General features: G+C 35.7%; 13 protein-coding genes and 1 tRNA gene. 12 read left to right on the top strand and 2 right to left on the bottom strand.

Going from position 1 to position 17,683, the window contains the following annotated elements:
• Positions 1-58: 58 nt before the first annotated feature.
• Both MTZ49_RS14375 and MTZ49_RS14370 read right to left on the bottom strand, forming a co-directional pair.
• A complete protein-coding gene (locus tag MTZ49_RS14375; protein ID WP_264746143.1) occupies positions 59-4,366 on the bottom strand; it encodes a 2-hydroxyacyl-CoA dehydratase in 4,308 nt (1,435 codons plus the stop codon).
• A gap of 221 nt (positions 4,367-4,587) precedes the next feature.
• Positions 4,588-5,133, bottom strand: coding sequence for a type VI secretion protein (locus MTZ49_RS14370; RefSeq protein ID WP_264746142.1), 546 nt, complete (start codon positions 5,131-5,133; stop codon positions 4,588-4,590).
• Positions 5,134-5,336: 203 nt separating this feature from the next.
• On the opposite strand from MTZ49_RS14370, the gene MTZ49_RS14365 reads away from it, so the two are divergent.
• From MTZ49_RS14365 to MTZ49_RS14310, 12 genes are all read left to right on the top strand, one after another.
• Positions 5,337-6,770, top strand: a complete 1,434-nt coding sequence (locus tag MTZ49_RS14365; protein WP_264746141.1) for an NAD-dependent succinate-semialdehyde dehydrogenase — start codon at positions 5,337-5,339, stop codon at positions 6,768-6,770.
• A 45-nt stretch (positions 6,771-6,815) separates the two neighbouring features.
• Positions 6,816-7,265: a DUF4124 domain-containing protein gene (locus MTZ49_RS14360; RefSeq protein ID WP_264746140.1), complete on the top strand. Its 450-nt coding sequence runs from the start codon at positions 6,816-6,818 to the stop codon at positions 7,263-7,265.
• A 90-nt stretch (positions 7,266-7,355) separates the two neighbouring features.
• Positions 7,356-8,060 (top strand): bifunctional 2-polyprenyl-6-hydroxyphenol methylase/3-demethylubiquinol 3-O-methyltransferase UbiG, encoded by a 705-nt coding sequence (ubiG, locus tag MTZ49_RS14355; protein WP_264746139.1) that lies wholly within the window; start codon positions 7,356-7,358, stop codon positions 8,058-8,060.
• Between the two features lie 13 nt (positions 8,061-8,073).
• Positions 8,074-8,745, top strand: coding sequence for an HAD family hydrolase (locus MTZ49_RS14350; protein WP_264746138.1), 672 nt, complete (start codon positions 8,074-8,076; stop codon positions 8,743-8,745).
• 33 nt (positions 8,746-8,778) lie between these two features.
• Complete coding sequence (metR, locus tag MTZ49_RS14345) at positions 8,779-9,705, top strand: transcriptional regulator MetR (protein ID WP_264746137.1); 927 nt, start codon at positions 8,779-8,781, stop codon at positions 9,703-9,705.
• A gap of 3 nt (positions 9,706-9,708) precedes the next feature.
• Positions 9,709-10,728, top strand: a complete 1,020-nt coding sequence (gene galE / locus MTZ49_RS14340) for a UDP-glucose 4-epimerase GalE (RefSeq protein ID WP_264746136.1) — start codon at positions 9,709-9,711, stop codon at positions 10,726-10,728.
• A 99-nt stretch (positions 10,729-10,827) separates the two neighbouring features.
• Positions 10,828-11,922 carry a glycerol dehydrogenase gene (locus tag MTZ49_RS14335; protein ID WP_264746135.1) on the top strand — a complete coding sequence of 365 codons (1,095 nt, stop codon included), beginning with the start codon at positions 10,828-10,830 and terminating at the stop codon, positions 11,920-11,922.
• Positions 11,923-12,173: 251 nt separating this feature from the next.
• On the top strand, positions 12,174-12,950 hold the full coding sequence (gene fpr, locus MTZ49_RS14330) for a ferredoxin-NADP reductase (RefSeq protein ID WP_264746134.1): 777 nt from the start codon (positions 12,174-12,176) through the stop codon (positions 12,948-12,950).
• A gap of 81 nt (positions 12,951-13,031) precedes the next feature.
• The gene (gene tpiA / locus MTZ49_RS14325) at positions 13,032-13,790 is read left to right on the top strand and encodes a triose-phosphate isomerase (RefSeq protein ID WP_264746133.1); all 759 of its coding nucleotides are present in this window, start codon (positions 13,032-13,034) and stop codon (positions 13,788-13,790) included.
• Entirely contained in the window at positions 13,790-14,248 is a 459-nt protein-coding gene (gene secG, locus MTZ49_RS14320; RefSeq protein WP_264746132.1) for a preprotein translocase subunit SecG, read from the top strand. The genes tpiA and secG overlap by 1 nt, the downstream gene beginning before the upstream one ends.
• A gap of 27 nt (positions 14,249-14,275) precedes the next feature.
• Positions 14,276-14,361: transfer RNA gene (locus MTZ49_RS14315), tRNA-Leu, on the top strand.
• A gap of 765 nt (positions 14,362-15,126) precedes the next feature.
• Complete coding sequence (locus MTZ49_RS14310) at positions 15,127-17,631, top strand: autotransporter outer membrane beta-barrel domain-containing protein (RefSeq protein ID WP_264746131.1); 2,505 nt, start codon at positions 15,127-15,129, stop codon at positions 17,629-17,631.
• Positions 17,632-17,683 lie beyond the last annotated feature (52 nt).

Here is a 17,683-nt window from a genome sequence, read left to right as displayed (position 1 = left end):
AATAAGACTAATACTTAATTGATGAAGCTGTATTAGTCTTATGTATTATTTTATCCATTTATATTACAGTTGCTTGAAAGAGTTGCTGTTGATTTTCCATATTTTTAAAGGCAACAGAAAGCATCAATTTAATGCGATTTAGTTGGTTTACTTCAGAGGCTCCAGGGTCATAGTCTACAGCTGTAATATTAGCCTGCGGATAACGCTCTTTGAGTGCTTTGATAACACCTTTTCCTGTAATATGATTAGGTAAGCAGGCAAAAGGTTGCATACAAATAATATTGCTTGCGCCCTCATTAATTAGGCCAATCATTTCAGCTGTTAAGAACCAGCCTTCACCCGTTTGATTACCACGAGAGAGAATAGGTGCTGCACCAAAAGCTAGTTCATCAATGGTATGAGGTGCATGGAAACGTTTACTATTTTGTAAGGCTTTACGCATATCTTTACGATAGTATTCCATACCTATAATAGCGGCTTGAGCGGCTAAAGCCGCTAGTTTACTTTTAGATAAGAATTTATGGTTAAAGTCATAATCATAGGCACAGTACAGTAAAAAGTCCATAAGGCCAGGCATAACAGCTTCACAGCCTTCTTGTTCAATAATTCTTACTAGATCATTATTAGCTGTTGGATGATATTTAACAAGAATTTCTCCAACTAGGCCGACACGTGGTTTTTTGATATCTAATAAAGGTAACTGATCAAACTCCTTAACAATATCATAGATGTTTTGTTTAAAAGTTTTAAAATCAGCTTTGTTAAGTGATTCTTTGCAACAATTTACCCACTTAAAATACAATGCTTCAGCTGAACCTTTTGTTAATTCATAGGGACGTGTAGCGAATAACGTTTGCATTAACACATCACCATAAACAACAGACATCATTAACCGATTAATAAGGGGGAGTGATAGTTTAAATCCTTGATGTTTTTCCATACCTAAAGTATTAAATGAAAGTATAGGTACATCTGCGAAACCTGCATCATATAATGCTTTACGTAAATAGCTGATATAGTTGGTAGCTCGACATCCTCCACCTGTTTGGGAGATCATTACAGCTGTTTTGTTAATGTCATATTTGCCTGATTTGAGGGCATTAATTAATTGTCCTATAACGATAATAGAGGGATAACAAGCGTCATTATTTACAAAACGTAATCCTTCATCAATAGCATTAGTAGGTACTTCTTCCAATACCTTAAAATTATAACCACATGCTTCAAAAGCTGGAGTAAAGAATTGAAAATGCATAGGGGACATTTGTGGTGCAAGGATAGTATAGTCTTCTCGCATTTTTTCAGTAAAGCTAGAACGTTTATATTTTGGTTTTTCATAAATACGTACAGCTTGGGTTATCGCTTGATTTTTTTCACGTTCTTGTAAAGCTGCTTTAAGAGAGCGTATTCTAATACGAGCTGCTCCTAAACTATTAACTTCATCGATTTTAATTCCTGTATAAATTTTGCCATGTTGTTCTAGAATTTCTTGTACTTGATCAGTTACTACAGAATCCAATCCACAGCCAAAAGAGTTTAGTTGAATAAGATCAAGATTCTTCTTGTTAGCGACTGTAGCGGCAGCTCTATAGAGACGAGCATGGTATGTCCACTGGTCTACTACACGTAAAGGTTCATTTAGTTTGCCTAAAAAAGCAATAGAATCTTCTGTTAAAACGGCCATACCCAGAGTAGTAATAACTTGAGGAATACCATGATGAATTTCAGGGTCTATATGATAAGGCCGTCCTGATAAAACAATACCATGTGTTCCTGTTTCCTCCATATATTCGAGAACTTCTAAGCCTTTTTCTTGAATATCTTGTTTAAACTGTTCTTGCTCGTGCCATGCTTTATCTAATGCTTTGCGAATAATAGAGGAGTTGATATTAAAGGGCGTAAATATATCCACTAGGCGTTTAGCTAGTTTTTTCTTATCTTCTAGTGATAAGAAAGGCTGCATAAAATTAATATTTTGTTCTTTAAGTAAATCTATATTGTTACGAATTAGTTCAGGATAAGAGGTTACTATAGGGCAATTAAAATGGTTATGGCTATCTGCATACTCTTTGTTTTCAAAAGGTACACAAGGATAAAAAATTGTTTTTATATCTTTTTCTATTAAATCAATAATATGACCATGAACTAATTTAGCTGGATAGCAAATTGAATCTGAGGGGAGGGTATCTAACCCTTTTTCCATAAGTGGTTTAGAGGATTCTGCTGAAAGTTCTACTCTAAATCCTAATTCTGTTAAAAACGTAAACCATAGCGGATAGTTTTCATACATATTAAGCACTCTTGGAATACCAATAGTGCCATATTTAGCCTGTTCTTTTTCTAGAGGAATGTAGTTGAAAATACGTTCATATTTATAGGTGTAGAGGTCTGGGATAGCGTTGGCTGCTTGTTTTTTTCCTAAGCCACGTTCACAACGATTGCCGGTAATAAATTTACGACCATCTGAAAAACGATTCAGTGTCATTGAGCAATTGTTAGTACAGACCTTACAGCGCACCATATTATGTTTAACAGAAAAGTTGGCGATACTTCGTTGGTTAAGCATGGTGGAGTTTTCAATTCCTTGCCAACGTTCTTTGGCAATGATAGCTGAACCAAATGCACCCATTAATCCCGCAATATCTGGACGAATAGGTTCTCGTCCTGAAATAAGTTCGAATGCCCTCAGTACGGAGTCATTATAGAAAGTACCACCTTGTACAATAATTTTTTCCCCTAAGTCTTGGGGATTTTTAACTTTCATGACTTTAATAAGCGCATTTTTAATAACAGCATAGGACAGCCCTGCTGAAATATCAGCAGCCGTTGCCCCCTCTTTTTGAGCCTGTTTAACACTGGAGTTCATAAAGACTGTGCAGCGAGAACCTAAATCAGCAGGTGCTGCTGAATCCAAGGCAATTTTAGCAAACTCATTAATAGGTGTTTCCACTGCTTGGGCAAAGGTTTCAATAAAAGAGCCACAGCCAGATGAGCAGGCTTCATTTAGTAGGATGTTATCAATAATGCCATCTTTAACACGTAGGCATTTCATATCTTGCCCACCAATATCAAGGATACAATCAACACCAGGTAGAAAATGATTGGCTGCTTTATAGTGAGCAATAGTTTCTACTTCTGAGGTATCTAGTTTGTAAGCTTCTCGAATAAGTGCCTCGCCATAGCCTGTCACCGAAGAAGCAGCAATAGAAGCTGTGGCAGGTAATTGTGCGTAGATTTCTTGTAAAATATTACTGACTATTTTTAAAGGATCACCTTCATTACTACCATAATAGCTATAAAGTAATTCACAGTTTTCACCTATTAATGTTGCTTTAGTAGTCGTCGATCCACAGTCTAGGCCAAGAAATAGAGGTCCTTGGTAAGTTTGTAAATCACCACGTACTACATTAGAGTTATTGTGGCGTTGTTCAAATGCTTGTCGTTCTTGTTGATTGAGAAATAGTGGGCGTAATGTATTAATTTCTCGCTGTTGTTGATTACTAAGATTTTGAAAAGAATTAAAAATTTGTTTTAGTGGTGTTGCTTTACTGCTATCGCCATGTAATGCTGCGCCCATTGCTACAAACAATTCACTGTCTTTTGGTTTAACAATATCTTGCTCAGTAAGCTGAAGCACTTCAATAAAGCGTTTTTTAAGTTCAGGTAAAAAATTAAGGGGACCACCTAAAAATACTACTTGCCCCTTAATTTTACGACCACAAGCAAGGCCGCTAATGGTTTGCTGTGCTACTGCTTGAAAAATAGAAAGAGCAATATCCTTTTTGGCGACGCCTTCATTGAGTAAGGGCTGTACATCTGTTTTAGCAAATACACCACAACGCGCTGCAATGGGGTAAATATTGGTAGCATTTTCGGCTAATTCGTTTAAACCAATAGCATCTGTTTTTAGTAAACTTGCCATTTGGTCAATAAATGCACCTGTACCACCTGCACATGAACCATTCATGCGTTGTTCTATGCCATTGCTAAAGAATGTTATTTTGGCGTCTTCACCACCTAGCTCAATAGACACATCTGTTTCTGGAATAAACGTTTCTACTGCTTTAGCACAGGCAATGACTTCTTGCACAAAGGGGTAACCAATAATTTCAGCTACATCTATACCACCTGAGCCCGTTACAACTAATGTGGCTGGGGAAGCTAAGTTAAATAAGTTAGTTTCAGCTAGCTCATTTATACAACGAATTACAGTATCTCTAACTTCGGAGAAATGGCGAGTATAGGTTTTATAAAGTATTTTATGCTGCTCATCCATAACCAATACTTTAACAGTAGTAGAACCTATATCTATGCCTATATATAAGGTTGCCAAGGGAAGCTTAGAAATATTTAATTTCGAATTCATAGTCACTCAATTACAATTTAAATTTATTCTGTAAATCATTATATTTTAATAAATAAACTATAATCTTAGCCAAGATCAATGATGATCTATGCAGGCAAAAAGTAAATAGTTATTATGTTTAGTTAAGCAAATATAGTACTACTAAGTGATAGATAGTAATTTTGTACAGCTTTGTATGTATCAGTTGTTACAAATAATAGCTTATTTAATTGCTTAAGCAGTTACCAATAACAAGCTTTGCGGATATCTTTAACTGCTTGAGTAACGCCAGATAGATCAAATTTTGCTGTAGCAATACTACCTTGAAAGAAAGTAGTGCGTACAGTTAGTTTATTCGATTTAATGAGTGAAGGTAGAATATCGTATGGTTGATAAGCATAAGCTGTTGCAGTGTCTTTAAGATATCGCCATTCAGTGTTAGCAAATTGTTGGGTGTCTGTTTGTAAGTAAACAGACATTTTACTGCCACGGGGTACATGTTGTCCCCAGTTAATAGTAAGTTCAGTAGCTCCTTGATTGCAGAGAATATTTAGTGTTATAGGATTGCCAAAGCTAGTATCGATCATTGAGGCAGGTAGAGAGGCTGAATAAATCATACCTTTATTTGTATTTTGAGTTTTTGTAGTCCATGCACTGTTGGTGGCATTTGTTTTATAACTAGGACTGTTAGTTTTTGGTGACATTTTATTGGTATCTGTAGGCGTATTTTTTTGTTCACAGCTTAGTAAAGTAATAAAACTAAGTAAGAGTACCCAATATTTTGCCATCATTATTTTCCTATATAGCTATGTAATATAGTGTAGCAGTTTTCTTTAGTTATTTAATAATCTTCCACTAATATATAGTAGAACTAGTGATTTATTTCTTATATCTTAAAAAATTAACAACAAGATTTAAGTATTTGATTAAATCATTGAAAAGTTTATATGCACAAAATAATTATAATTAACAACTAGTTTGGAGAAATATAATGAGTATAGCTGTACAGTTATTTATAGATGGTAAATGGTGTGATGCTAAGTCAGGCAAAAAAATTGATATTATTAATCCAGCAACAGAAGAAGTTATTGGTCAGCTAGCGCACGCAGAACAAGAAGACTTAGATTTAGCATTAAGTGCAGCAGAAAAAGGTTTACAGGTGTGGAGTGAAATATCTGCTTTTGAACGTTATAAGTTAATGCGTAAAGCCGCTAATTTATTACGAGAAAGAGCAACAGATATAGCAGCAAAAATGACAGAAGAGCAAGGTAAACCATCAGCCCAAGCAAAAGGTGAGGTATTATCGGGTGCTGATGTAATTGATTGGTTTGCCGAGGAAGGTCGCCGTGCTTATGGGCAGATAGTTCCTGCACGTGAAGAGGGTGTTTGCCAATTACAAATAAAAGAGCCTGTAGGTATTGTAGCCGCTTTTACACCGTGGAATTTTCCTATTAATCAAGTGGTGCGTAAGCTTTCAGCAGCATTGGCCGCAGGTTGTTCTATTATTGTAAAAGCACCAGAGGAAACGCCTATCTCGCCAGCGGAGTTAATAAAGGCATTTGCTGATGCTGGTATTCCAGAGGGTGTTATTAATTTAGTGTATGGTGTTCCTGCCGATATTTCTAATTATCTGATACCTCATCCATTAGTACGTAAAATTTCATTCACAGGATCAACAGCAGTGGGTAAACAATTAGCCGCTATGGCTGGACAACATATGAAATTAGCAACAATGGAGCTGGGAGGGCATGCACCTGTTATCGTTTGTGAGGATGCTGATTTAGATATAGCAGTTAAACAAATGTGTATTTATAAATATAGTAATGCGGGACAGGTATGTATATCTCCCACTCGTTTTTTAATTCATTCTAGTATTTATGATCAGTTTGTAGAGCGTTTTGTTGATGGAGCTCGTAAGATTAAAGTAGGTAAGGGAAGTGAACAAGATACTAAAATGGGACCTTTGGCGAATGAGCGTCGTATACCAACTTTAGAACGTTTAATTAAAGATGCTACAGATAAGGGCGCTAAATTATTATTAGGAGGTAAACCCATTGCAGGTAAAGGATATTTCTTTGAACCAACGGTATTGGGCAATGTACCACTTGCAGCTGATATTATGTCTGAAGAACCATTTGGTCCTATTGCATTAATGTGTAGTTTTGATACGATTGATGAAGCCATAAAAGAAGCGAATCGTTTGCCTTATGGTCTAGCGGCATATGCTTATACACAAAGCTTAGCGACAGCTACATTATTGGCTAAAAAAATACAATCTGGTATGTTGACTATTAACCATCTAGGCTTAGCTTATCCAGAAGTGCACTTCGGTGGAATTAAAGATTCAGGCTATGGTACTGAAGGTGGTAGTGAAGCAATTAATTGTTATTTACAAACAAAGTTAGTTACCCAAAAAGCCTTTTAATAATGTTATACAGTAGTCAATAAATTTATTGAGTGCAGGTAAGTAATGAAAAAGATAACACTAGTGAGTGTGTTGTTAGTAGCTGTTAGTACAGTGTGCGCACAGCAAATGTACCAATGGCGAGACGCTCAAGATAAAGTGCATTACACAGATAATCCAGTAGAAGCTAAACAAAAACAAGCTAGTATTATCGAAAAAGATCAACTTAAGAAAATAAATATGATTCCTGCACAAAGTTCTACGGAAGACATATCTTATCGTCGTCAACAAGAAGCATATATGCTTCAACAGCAAAGAGAGCTGTCTGATCAACGTGAGAGGATTCGAGAGCAATGTGAAAAGGAATATAATCGCTTACAGAATATTAAGAAAGATCCTCCAAGAATGGTAGATATTAATAGTGATGGCTCTAGACATTATTATAGTGATGAAGAAATTCAGGCTTTTGTTCAAAAACGTGAATTAGAATATAGCCAAAATTGTAGTAATTATTAAAAACAGTGGATGTTATGACTTGTATAAAGGATAATATTTCAATTTTTAGAATAGTGTCCTCTTTATAGGGCTCCTTTGTGAGGGAGTATTATGAGTAATAATAATGTAGATAATGCAGAAATAGCTAAGTTTGAGGCATTAGCTAGTCGTTGGTGGGATCGTGAGAGCGAATTTAAACCATTGCATGATATTAATCCGTTACGTATTAATTGGATTGAAGAACATATTAGTTTAGCAGGTAAAAAAGTGTTAGATGTTGGCTGTGGTGGTGGTATTCTTAGCGAAGGTATGGCTAAGCGTGGCGCCATAGTAACAGGTATTGATATGGGTGATGCTCCTTTATCAGTAGCAAAGTTACACCAGTTAGAATCTCAAGTTGCTGTTGAATATTTTAAAAGTACAGCAGAAGCTTTTGCTGAAGAGCATGCTGGGGAATATGATATTGTCACTTGTTTAGAAATGATAGAACATGTTCCTGATCCATCCTCTGTGATTAGAGCTTGTCGTAAACTTGTGAAACCTAATGGTTATATATTCTTGTCTACCATTAATCGTAATCCAAAATCTTATTTATTCGCAATAGTGGGCGCTGAATATGTACTTCGCTTATTACCAAGGGGTACACATGATTATCAGAAGTTTGTTAAGCCTTCTGAGTTAGGTTTATGGTGTCGTGAAGCAGGTTTAGATGTGCAAGATATGATTGGTCTAGTTTATAACCCACTATCTAAGACATATAAATTAGCTGGAGATGTCAGTGTAAATTATATGATTCAAACACAGCGTGTTGATTAACGGATAAGAGTTTATGAAGTTTGAGGCTATATTATTTGATATGGATGGTACAGTATTAGATTCTGCTCCAGACTTTATAGCTATTAGCCAACAGATGTTGAATAAGCATGGCTTAGCAGCAGTAGATGATGAAAAAATTAGGCAGGTGGTATCAGGTGGCGCCAAAGCAATGGTTGTGGCAGCTTTTGATATTACAGAAGATGATCCACAGTTTGAATCATTGCGTTTGGAGTTCTTAGATCTCTATTTACATTCCTGTGCAGTACATTCTCACTTATATAAAGGAATTGATAAGTTATTAACTGATATTGAGAAAGCGGGCATAAAATGGGGAATTGTTACTAATAAGCCTATAAGGTTTGCTGAACCTATTTTAGAACGTTTAGGTTTAACCAAACGGTGTGCAGTCTTAGTATGTCCTGAACATGTAGACTGCTGTAAACCTAGTCCTGAACCTTTATTATTGGCAGCTGAGCAATTGGCGATTGATCCACGCACTATCTTGTATGTGGGAGATGATAAGCGCGATATTGATTCAGGTAATGCAGCAGGTTGTAAAACATTAGCTGTTTGTTATGGTTATGTCCATCCGCAGGATAATCCTCATAATTGGGGAGCAGGTGCTGTTGTCAATACTGTTGCAGAGCTACAACAGGTGATTGATAGGGCAATTTGTGGTTGCTAACCTTATTTTATTTTAAGAATTAGGACTAAAGTTATGTTAGAAGTCCGTCATTTAAAAAGCCTCTATGCTTTACGAGAAACGGATAGTTTAGTAGAAGCAGCAGAGCGCTTACACTTAACACAATCAGCATTATCACATCAATTTAAAGAATTAGAAGAGCGTTTAGGCTTACAATTATTTGTTAGAAAATCGAAACCTGTACGTTTTACCAGCGCAGGACTAAGGTTGCTATCATTAGCAGATGAGGTCTTACCTCAATTGCGAAGTGCTGAACGTGATATAGCAAGACTTTCTGGTGGCACAGCGGGTCGTCTACATATGGCTATTGAGTGCCATAGCTGTTTTCAGTGGCTAATGCCTACCATAGATCAATTTAGAGATGCATGGCCAGAAGTCGAACTTGATTTAGCTTCAGGATTTGCTTTTGCTCCTTTGCCAGCATTGGCAAGAGGGGATCTAGATTTAGTGATTACAGCAAATCCTATGCAGTTATCAGGAATTATGTATGTGCCTCTCTTTACCTATGAAGCAATGTTAGCAGTAGCTAATCAACATCCATTAGCGAATAAAACATTTATTGAACCAGAAGATTTAAAAAGTGAGATATTAATTACTTATCCAGTAGAACATGATAAGTTGGATATCTTTACTCAATTTTTAGATCCTGCTGATATAGAGCCATTATCTGTAAGAGTGAGTGAAATGACCGTGATGATGGTGCAGTTAGTTGCTTCTAATCGAGGGGTATGTTGTTTACCTAATTGGGCTTTACATGAATATAGTAGCCGTGGTTACGTAAAAGCTAAGCGTTTAGGTGAAAAGGGATTACAGGCAACACTTTATGCAGGCATTAGAGAAGATATGTTTGATGCACCCTTTATGCAGGATTTTTTATTAACAGCAAAAGATACCTCTTTTTCGACACTAGAAGGGGTCAGTATGGTTAAGCAGGATAATTAAGTAATGATATCAACAGTATTAGTAACTGGAGGCGCAGGTTATATAGGCTCACATACTTGTGTATTGCTACTAGAAGCAGGTTATTCTGTGATAGTAATAGATAATCTGAGTAATAGTAATTATGAAGCTATTAGCCGAGTGCAAAAAATCACGGGCAAAACCATTCACTTTATAGAAGGTGATGTTAGAGATAGAAGTATTTTAGACAAAATATTTGCACAATATACTGTTGATGCAGTTATTCATTTTGCTGGGTTAAAGTCAGTATCTGAGTCTATTCAAAAACCCATTGAATACTATGATAATAATATAAACAGTACCCTAGTATTGTGCCAAGCAATGCGAAAGGCACAAGTAAAGAATTTGGTATTTAGTTCGTCCGCTACCGTGTATGGTGATCCTCAAGGTAAACCAGCTAAAGAAGATTTTCCTGTAGGGGGAACAACTAACCCCTATGGTACATCCAAATTAATGTTGGAGCAGATATTAACGGATATTTATCAAGCTGATAATAGTTGGAATATTGCACTGTTACGCTATTTTAACCCTGTTGGCGCTCATCCTAGTGGTTTAATTGGTGAAGATCCAACAGGTATCCCTAATAATCTTATGCCTTATATTGCACAAGTAGCAGTTGGCTTGCGGCCTTATCTTAATATTTATGGTGATGATTATGCTACCCATGATGGCACAGGAGTAAGAGACTACATTCATGTGATGGATTTAGCTAAAGGTCATGTTAATGCATTGCAATGGCTACAAACTAAACCGGGTATCAGACCTATTAATTTGGGAACTGGGGTAGGTTATAGTGTTTTAGATATGTTGCATGCATTTGAAAAAGCGTGTGGGAAAAAGCTAGACTATAAGATCATAGAGCGTAGAGCGGGCGATGTAGCTATTTGCTACTCTGATTCAAGCTTAGCTAAAGAGCTATTAAATTGGCAAACTCAATACAGCCTAGAAGATATGTGCAAGGATACTTGGTATTGGCAATCGAATAATCCAAATGGCTATAAATAGTTAATATTACTGTTAATTTACTGATTATTAACAATATACTCTCTAATAATTGGTGTTATGTTACTAACATTAACACCAATAAAGGTCTAAGAGGGTATTATGATTTCTACTTCAGTTTTTCCTTCACGTTATGTACAAGGTAGAGGGGCTCTAAACTTATTAGGTGAAGAGCTTGCAAGGTTTGGTAAAAAAGCACTTCTTTTGTTAGATCCATTTGTAGACGATAACTTTCATCAACAGGTTGAAAAGGCTTGTGCATCTCATGTGAGCTGTGTATTTGAGCGATTTGCTGGTGAATGTTGTGACGAAGAAATTAATCGTTTAATAGCACAGTCTAAAGATAATATTCCTGATGTTGTGGTTGGAATGGGTGGTGGTAAAACAATAGACACAGCCAAATATTTAGCAGATAGCATTAATCGTCCTGTTGTTGTTGTACCTACATTGGCTTCTACCGATGCGCCTTGTAGTGGTTTAGCTGTGGTTTACACCACTACAGGTGAGTATAAGCGCGCTGTAACATTTAAAGAAAATCCACGATTAGTTTTAGTTGATAGCCAAATTGTTGCACAAGCACCTGCTCGTTTCCTTGTGTCGGGTATGGGGGATGCATTAGCAACTTGGTTTGAAGCAGAAGATTGTTATATTAGTAATTCACCTAATATGACTGGCCGTAAAGGTTCGTTTACAGCTTATAACTTAGCTAATTTTTGTTATGAAACCTTATTAGAATATGGGGTATTAGCAGTACAAGCAGTTAAAAGGCAAGTAGTGACACCTGCATTAGAAAGAGTAATAGAAGCCAATACCTTATTATCAGGACTTGGTTTTGAAAGTGGTGGATTATCAGGAGCTCACGCTATTCATAATGGATTTACAGCACTTGAACCTACCCATCATTACTGGCATGGTGAGAAGGTTGCTTTTGGTACGTTAAGTTTATTGATGTTAACAGATAGATCGCCTGACGTAATTGATGAAGCATATTCTTTTTGTGAAGCAGTAGGATTACCTACTACTTTAGCTGATATTGGCTTAACTAATGTAACTCAAGAAGAGTTGTTAAAAGTAGCGCAGTTAGCTTGTGCAGAAGGTGAGACCATCTTTAACATTGCCACTGAGATCAATCCACAAACTGTGCTAGCAGCAATTTGTGCAGCGGATGAAGAGGGTAAACGTCGTAAAGGTAAATAATCGTATTGAGTAACTAGCTATTCCGGTTGGTTACTCATAACCAAAAATAACAATAAAATACCTCTAAAGATTAATTGGTTATAAGAGCAACTAATAAGCTAAGATCAAATTATACTATATAAGTGCTTTTCTTCATTACAGAACTCACTTATAGTGTGCCACCATAATTAATTTGTTATAGTATTGTTAACGATAATTGTTATCAATAAACTAATTTTCATTATTTTTCTGTTAATTGTTAGGAGTTTTTGATGAGTAAAATGGCCACAGAGCGTGTGCTAAGCGTTCATCATTGGAATGACACCTTATTTAGTTTTAAGACTACACGTGACCCAGGATTGCGTTTCCAAAATGGCCAATTTGTAATGATCGGTTTACAGGTAGATGGTAAGCCGTTGACGCGTGCTTATAGTGTCGCTAGCCCAAATTATGAAGATCATTTAGAGTTCTATAGTATTAAAGTACAAGACGGTCCACTCACTTCTCGTTTGCAACATTTAAAAGTGGGTGATGAATTATTGGTTAGCCGTAAACCAACAGGTACATTAATTACAGGTGATTTATTACCAGGTAAAAATGTATATTTTTTAAGCACAGGTACTGGCTTAGCACCTTTTATGAGCCTTATTCAAGATCCTGAAGTTTATGAGCGCTTTGAAAAAGTCATCTTAGTTCATGGGGTACGTTATATCAGTGAATTGGGTTACTATGACTTTATCACTAAACAATTACCAGAAAATGAATTTTTTGGTGAGATGGTGAAAGAAAAGTTAATTTACTATCCAACAGTGACTCGTGAACCGTTTGAAAATAATGGTCGTCTTACTGACTTAATGCGTATTGGTAAATTATTTAAAGATATTGGCTTACCACCAATTAATCCAGAACATGATCGTGCTATGGTGTGCGGTAGTCCCTCCATGCTAGAAGAAACCTGTCAAGTGCTTGATAGTTTTGGAATGAAAATTTCACCACGTATGGGCGACCCTGCTGATTACCTAATAGAACGTGCGTTTGTTGAAAAATAAATTATTATCCGACAGTTTTTACTTGCTACTTTGGGCTAGCTTGGGTAATATTTGCGCCCAACTTAATAGACGAGGTTAAGTATGCGTCGCCTACTAGTAGCAGGTAATTGGAAGATGCATGGTAACAGTGCTAGTGTTAAAGCATTGTTAGCAGGATTAGTAAATCTTACATGGCAACAGCAAGTAGATATTGCTGTGTTTCCTCCAGCATTATTTATTGTTGAGGCAGTACAATCACTAAAAGATACACCGATTATAATAGGTGCTCAAGATTGTGCAATAGAGTCCAAAGAAGCAGCTTTAACAGGTGAAATTGCAGCTAGTCAGCTAGTTGATGTAGGGTGCCAATTAGTATTAATAGGTCATTCTGAGCGTCGTTTATTATTGGGTGATACAGATTCAATATTGATTGAAAAGTTTAAGGCTGCCCAAGCGCAACAGTTAAAGCCAGTATTATGTATTGGGGAAACCCAGCAACAGCGAGAAAATAATCAAACATTTGCCGTGATTACTTCGCAACTTAATAGTATAATGGATACTTTAAGTATTGATGTTTTGGCTAATGCTATTATTGCCTATGAGCCTGTTTGGGCGATTGGTACTGGTTTAACGGCAACGCCTGAACAAGCGCAAGAAGTGCATAGTTTTATAAGATCACTAATTGCTGAAAAGAATGAAGCTATTGCCCAAAAAATACAGATTTTGTATGGCGGTAGTGTTAAAGCAGATAATGCACAAGCATTATTTGCAATGCCTGATATTGACGGGGGCCTAATTGGTGGCGCTTCTCTCAACGCAGATGAATTTGGTGCGATTTATCGCATAGCAGGAAATAAATAATGTTATTAGAGTCAGTTATTGTTATTGTTCATTTATTAGTTGCTATAGGTGTTATTGTTTTAGTATTACTACAACATGGTAAAGGTGCTGATATGGGAGCATCTTTTGGTAGTGGTGCTTCAAATACAGTTTTTGGTAGCCAAGGTTCTGCTAATTTTCTAAGTAGAACAACAGCTGTTTTAGTTGCTGTTTTCTTTATTACCAGTATTGGTTTAGCTTACTATGCTAAATCTAAATCCTCAGCTAGTTTATTTGATAAAGTTGCTCCTGCTGTTACTCAGCCAGTTACTCAACCACAACAGCCAGTTGTAGATGAAGTTCCAGCAGTAGATCATGCACCTGCACCTAGTGCAAATGGAGCAGTAGAGTTAAACTCGGCACCTAATGTAACAGTAGATCAAACAGAAACAGATAATCAAATTAATCATGAACCAGCAAAACCTACAGAAGGTAGCTAAGGTACATTATTAATTAAACCAGATAGTGCAGAGGTGGCGGAATTGGTAGACGCGCTACCTTGAGGTGGTAGTGACCGTAGGTCGTGTGGGTTCGAGTCCCATCTTCTGCACCAAATATAAAGCCTAGTTAATTAATTTAACTAGGCTTTTTTCTTTTAAAGATTTACTTAACCCCCAATTTAAACTCTATTTTAATTTTTAATTTCGCGGGTATAAAAAAAGCCTATAGGGGCGGCCAACATAAAAAAGGGGATAACTTTTAATTATTCCCCTCTACCTAGTTAATAATTTTATAATGGTGGTTGTGGCTATTTTTAGTTTCTTCTACAAACTGCTCATAAGAAGATGAATAGGGAAAAAACTAACTAATAACATGTTTATATTATCTATTAGATTCTATTAACTCAACAAGGCATAGTTTAGATGTTTTGTATAGGCCTATTGTTAAAATCTCCCTCCCTTTTTATCAAAATAAACTTATTAACTGTTGTTTACTTTTATAGACAAAAGTATAATTAATTCGATTTAATATGAGTTATTAAGTTTATTTAAAAAAATAATTTAATATGTGCCCTGCGAAAATATCTAACTTTAAAAAACAACATAAGTTTTTTATCTTAAATATTATTTTATAAAGCTTTAAGTAATTGATTTTATATAACAATAACTAAGAAAGTTAATTGGCTTATTAGGCTAATTCTGTAATAGGAAATGTTTTTCATTCTCTTTGTAATATTTTATAGATTCTAAATCTTTTAGTTTTATTTGAAATATTCTACTGATTTAGATGAGTAAATTTAAGTTAAGAGAGGATTTGTTATTGGCAATGTGATTGATACATTGCTGGTGATTTTTTGCTTATTATAAGGATAATTATTATGAAACAAATAAATAAAAAATTTAATTATGCCCCTTTGTTTATCAGCTATTTATTAATTAACAATCCTAGTTATTCAGCCAACTATGTAGCAAATGACGGAAGAGCACATAATTTATCGTCAAAGACTTATGAATCAACTACTACAGGGTTGAATAATTCTGCTCTTGTTTCTTCCTCTAATTCTGTCATTAATGGTCTTGATTTAAATTTAAGTTCTAGTTTACAACAAACTTCTGGAGCTTACACTGCTAGTGGTGGAGAAATTAATTTAAAGGATACAACCATTACTTTAACTGCTCCCGCAGGATCAGGATCAGGATATGGTATTTTGGCTAATGGTGAATCAACGACTAAGAGATCTTCAATTACTATGGATGGAGGTTCTATAACAGTTCAAAATAATCAAAATCATGGTGTATTGGCTTATCAAGGAGGTAAAGTAGATTTAAAAAACGGGACTATTATTAAAACGACAGGTTACGACTCAGCGGCTTTGTTTAGTATGGGTGTAGGTCAATACTCTAATAATAGCTCATTAGTTTCAGCTAATAATGTAATTATTAATACAACAGGAATACAAGGTTATGGTGTTCACACTAGAGCTTCAGGAGCAATAGACCTAACTAATTCACAAATTAACACTATTGGTGATGATGCTTTTGGAATATATGCGACAGAAGGGGGGGGTATTAATGTAACCGATACAACCATAGAAACCAGCGGCACCTTTGCATTTGGCTCTGCTGTAAACAATGCAACAATTTCATTGGATAGAACAACGATTAAAACTATAGGTACACAATCTAATGGGGTTTCAGTGGGAGTTTTAGGTAATGCTAATGTAAAAAATTCCATAATTGAAGTATTAGGACAAGATGCTTATGCTTTAATGACTCAAGCAAATACTGGGACTGTAACGGTTTCTAATACCAGCTTATCATCTAAATCTTCAGTAGGAATAGCGGTTTTAAGTGGAAAGACTAATATAGATCTTGACTCAACCATCTTAAATAGCGGAATTGGTAGAGCAATAGCGGTTTCTAGGAGCGGTGAAGCCAATATCACGCTTAACAATAATACTGTAGCCAATGGTACAGCTACTTCAGTTACAGGTGGAATACTTAATTTATCAATTAATACTAATTCTGAACTTAATGGTAATACAACCAATGTTAATGAACTTAATCTAAGCAAATCAGGTAAATGGATATTTACTACCGATAATAGCATACAGTCTATGGAAAATACAGGCGGTATTGTGCAATTTAACTCCAGCTCATTCTCTACACCCATTACCCTTACAACCAAAGACCTTTCAGGTGCAGGTACTTTTGCAATGAAAGCAGATGTTGGTAACTTAACTGGTGACTTATTAAATATTACGGATAATAGTTCTGGCTCTCATAAATTATCTATTAATAATAATGCTTCAAGTCCAACTAATGGTACTGAAGAATTAATTGTTGTAAAAACAGAGGATGGAATAAGTGATTTTTCTCTAACAAATGCGGTTGAAGCAGGTGGTTACCAATATAGACTTATTAAAGATGGCACAAATTGGAAACTTTATGCGACTGGTAAAGCATTAACAAGCACCGCCAATGCAGGCGTTAGTTTCTTTAATACAGGTTACTTTTCTAACTATATAGAAAACCAAACCCTACTACAACGATTAGGTGATCTTCGAAATCAACCTGAAAACACTAATACAGGTTTCTGGTTAAGAAGCTATGGTGGTAAATTAAATTTATTTAGTGGGCAAGGGGTTGCTGGTTTCGATATGCCCTATATAGGCACTCAAGGTGGTATAGATACCAAACTTGACTTTAACAAGTCTGATTTAATAGTTGGTGGTGTCGTAGGTTATACGCAAGGTAATCCTAATTATCAAGAAGGAAATGGTACAGTAAAAAACTACCATGTGGGTTTCTATGCCACTTATTATAATAATAATGGTATCTATCTAGATACCCTACTCAAATACAACTATATCCATAACCATTTTAATGTCAAAGATACAACTGGGATGGAAATTAAAGGTAATGGCAAAACTCAAGGTTATACCGCCTCTTTAGAAATAGGTAAGCGAATAATCTTTAATCAACAAAAAGAGGGAGTTTATATTGAGCCACAAGCGCAACTTACATATGGTTATCAAAGTAGTGTTCATATCAATGCTAGTAATGGCCTTAAAATATACTTAAGTGATTACCATACTACTCAAGGTAGGCTCGGGCTAAATCTGGGTTATCAATCAACAGGCCTAACACCTTTTAATATTTACCTAAAAACCAACTTCTTTCGAGAAATGGATGGCCTTGCAGCCTATAGATTGAATGGAAGCAAGCATAACTATAAGCTTAAAGGTAATTGGAGAAGTGGTGGTATAGGTGGAAGCATTAACCTTAATAAAAATCATAATATCTACCTAGATGCAGAATATACTAAAGGTAGTAGATTTCAACAACGACAACTCAACTTAGGCTACAGCTATCGCTTTTAATATTTATGTGTTAATAAAATTGTATTAATGCGTTTTATGAAAATAAGTATGA

It is taken from the genome of Entomomonas sp. E2T0, assembly GCF_025985425.1.
Lineage (GTDB): Bacteria > Pseudomonadota > Gammaproteobacteria > Pseudomonadales > Pseudomonadaceae > Entomomonas.
The sequence above is the reverse complement of the archived record's forward strand: the minus strand, read 5'-3'. Positions and strand labels throughout refer to the sequence as shown.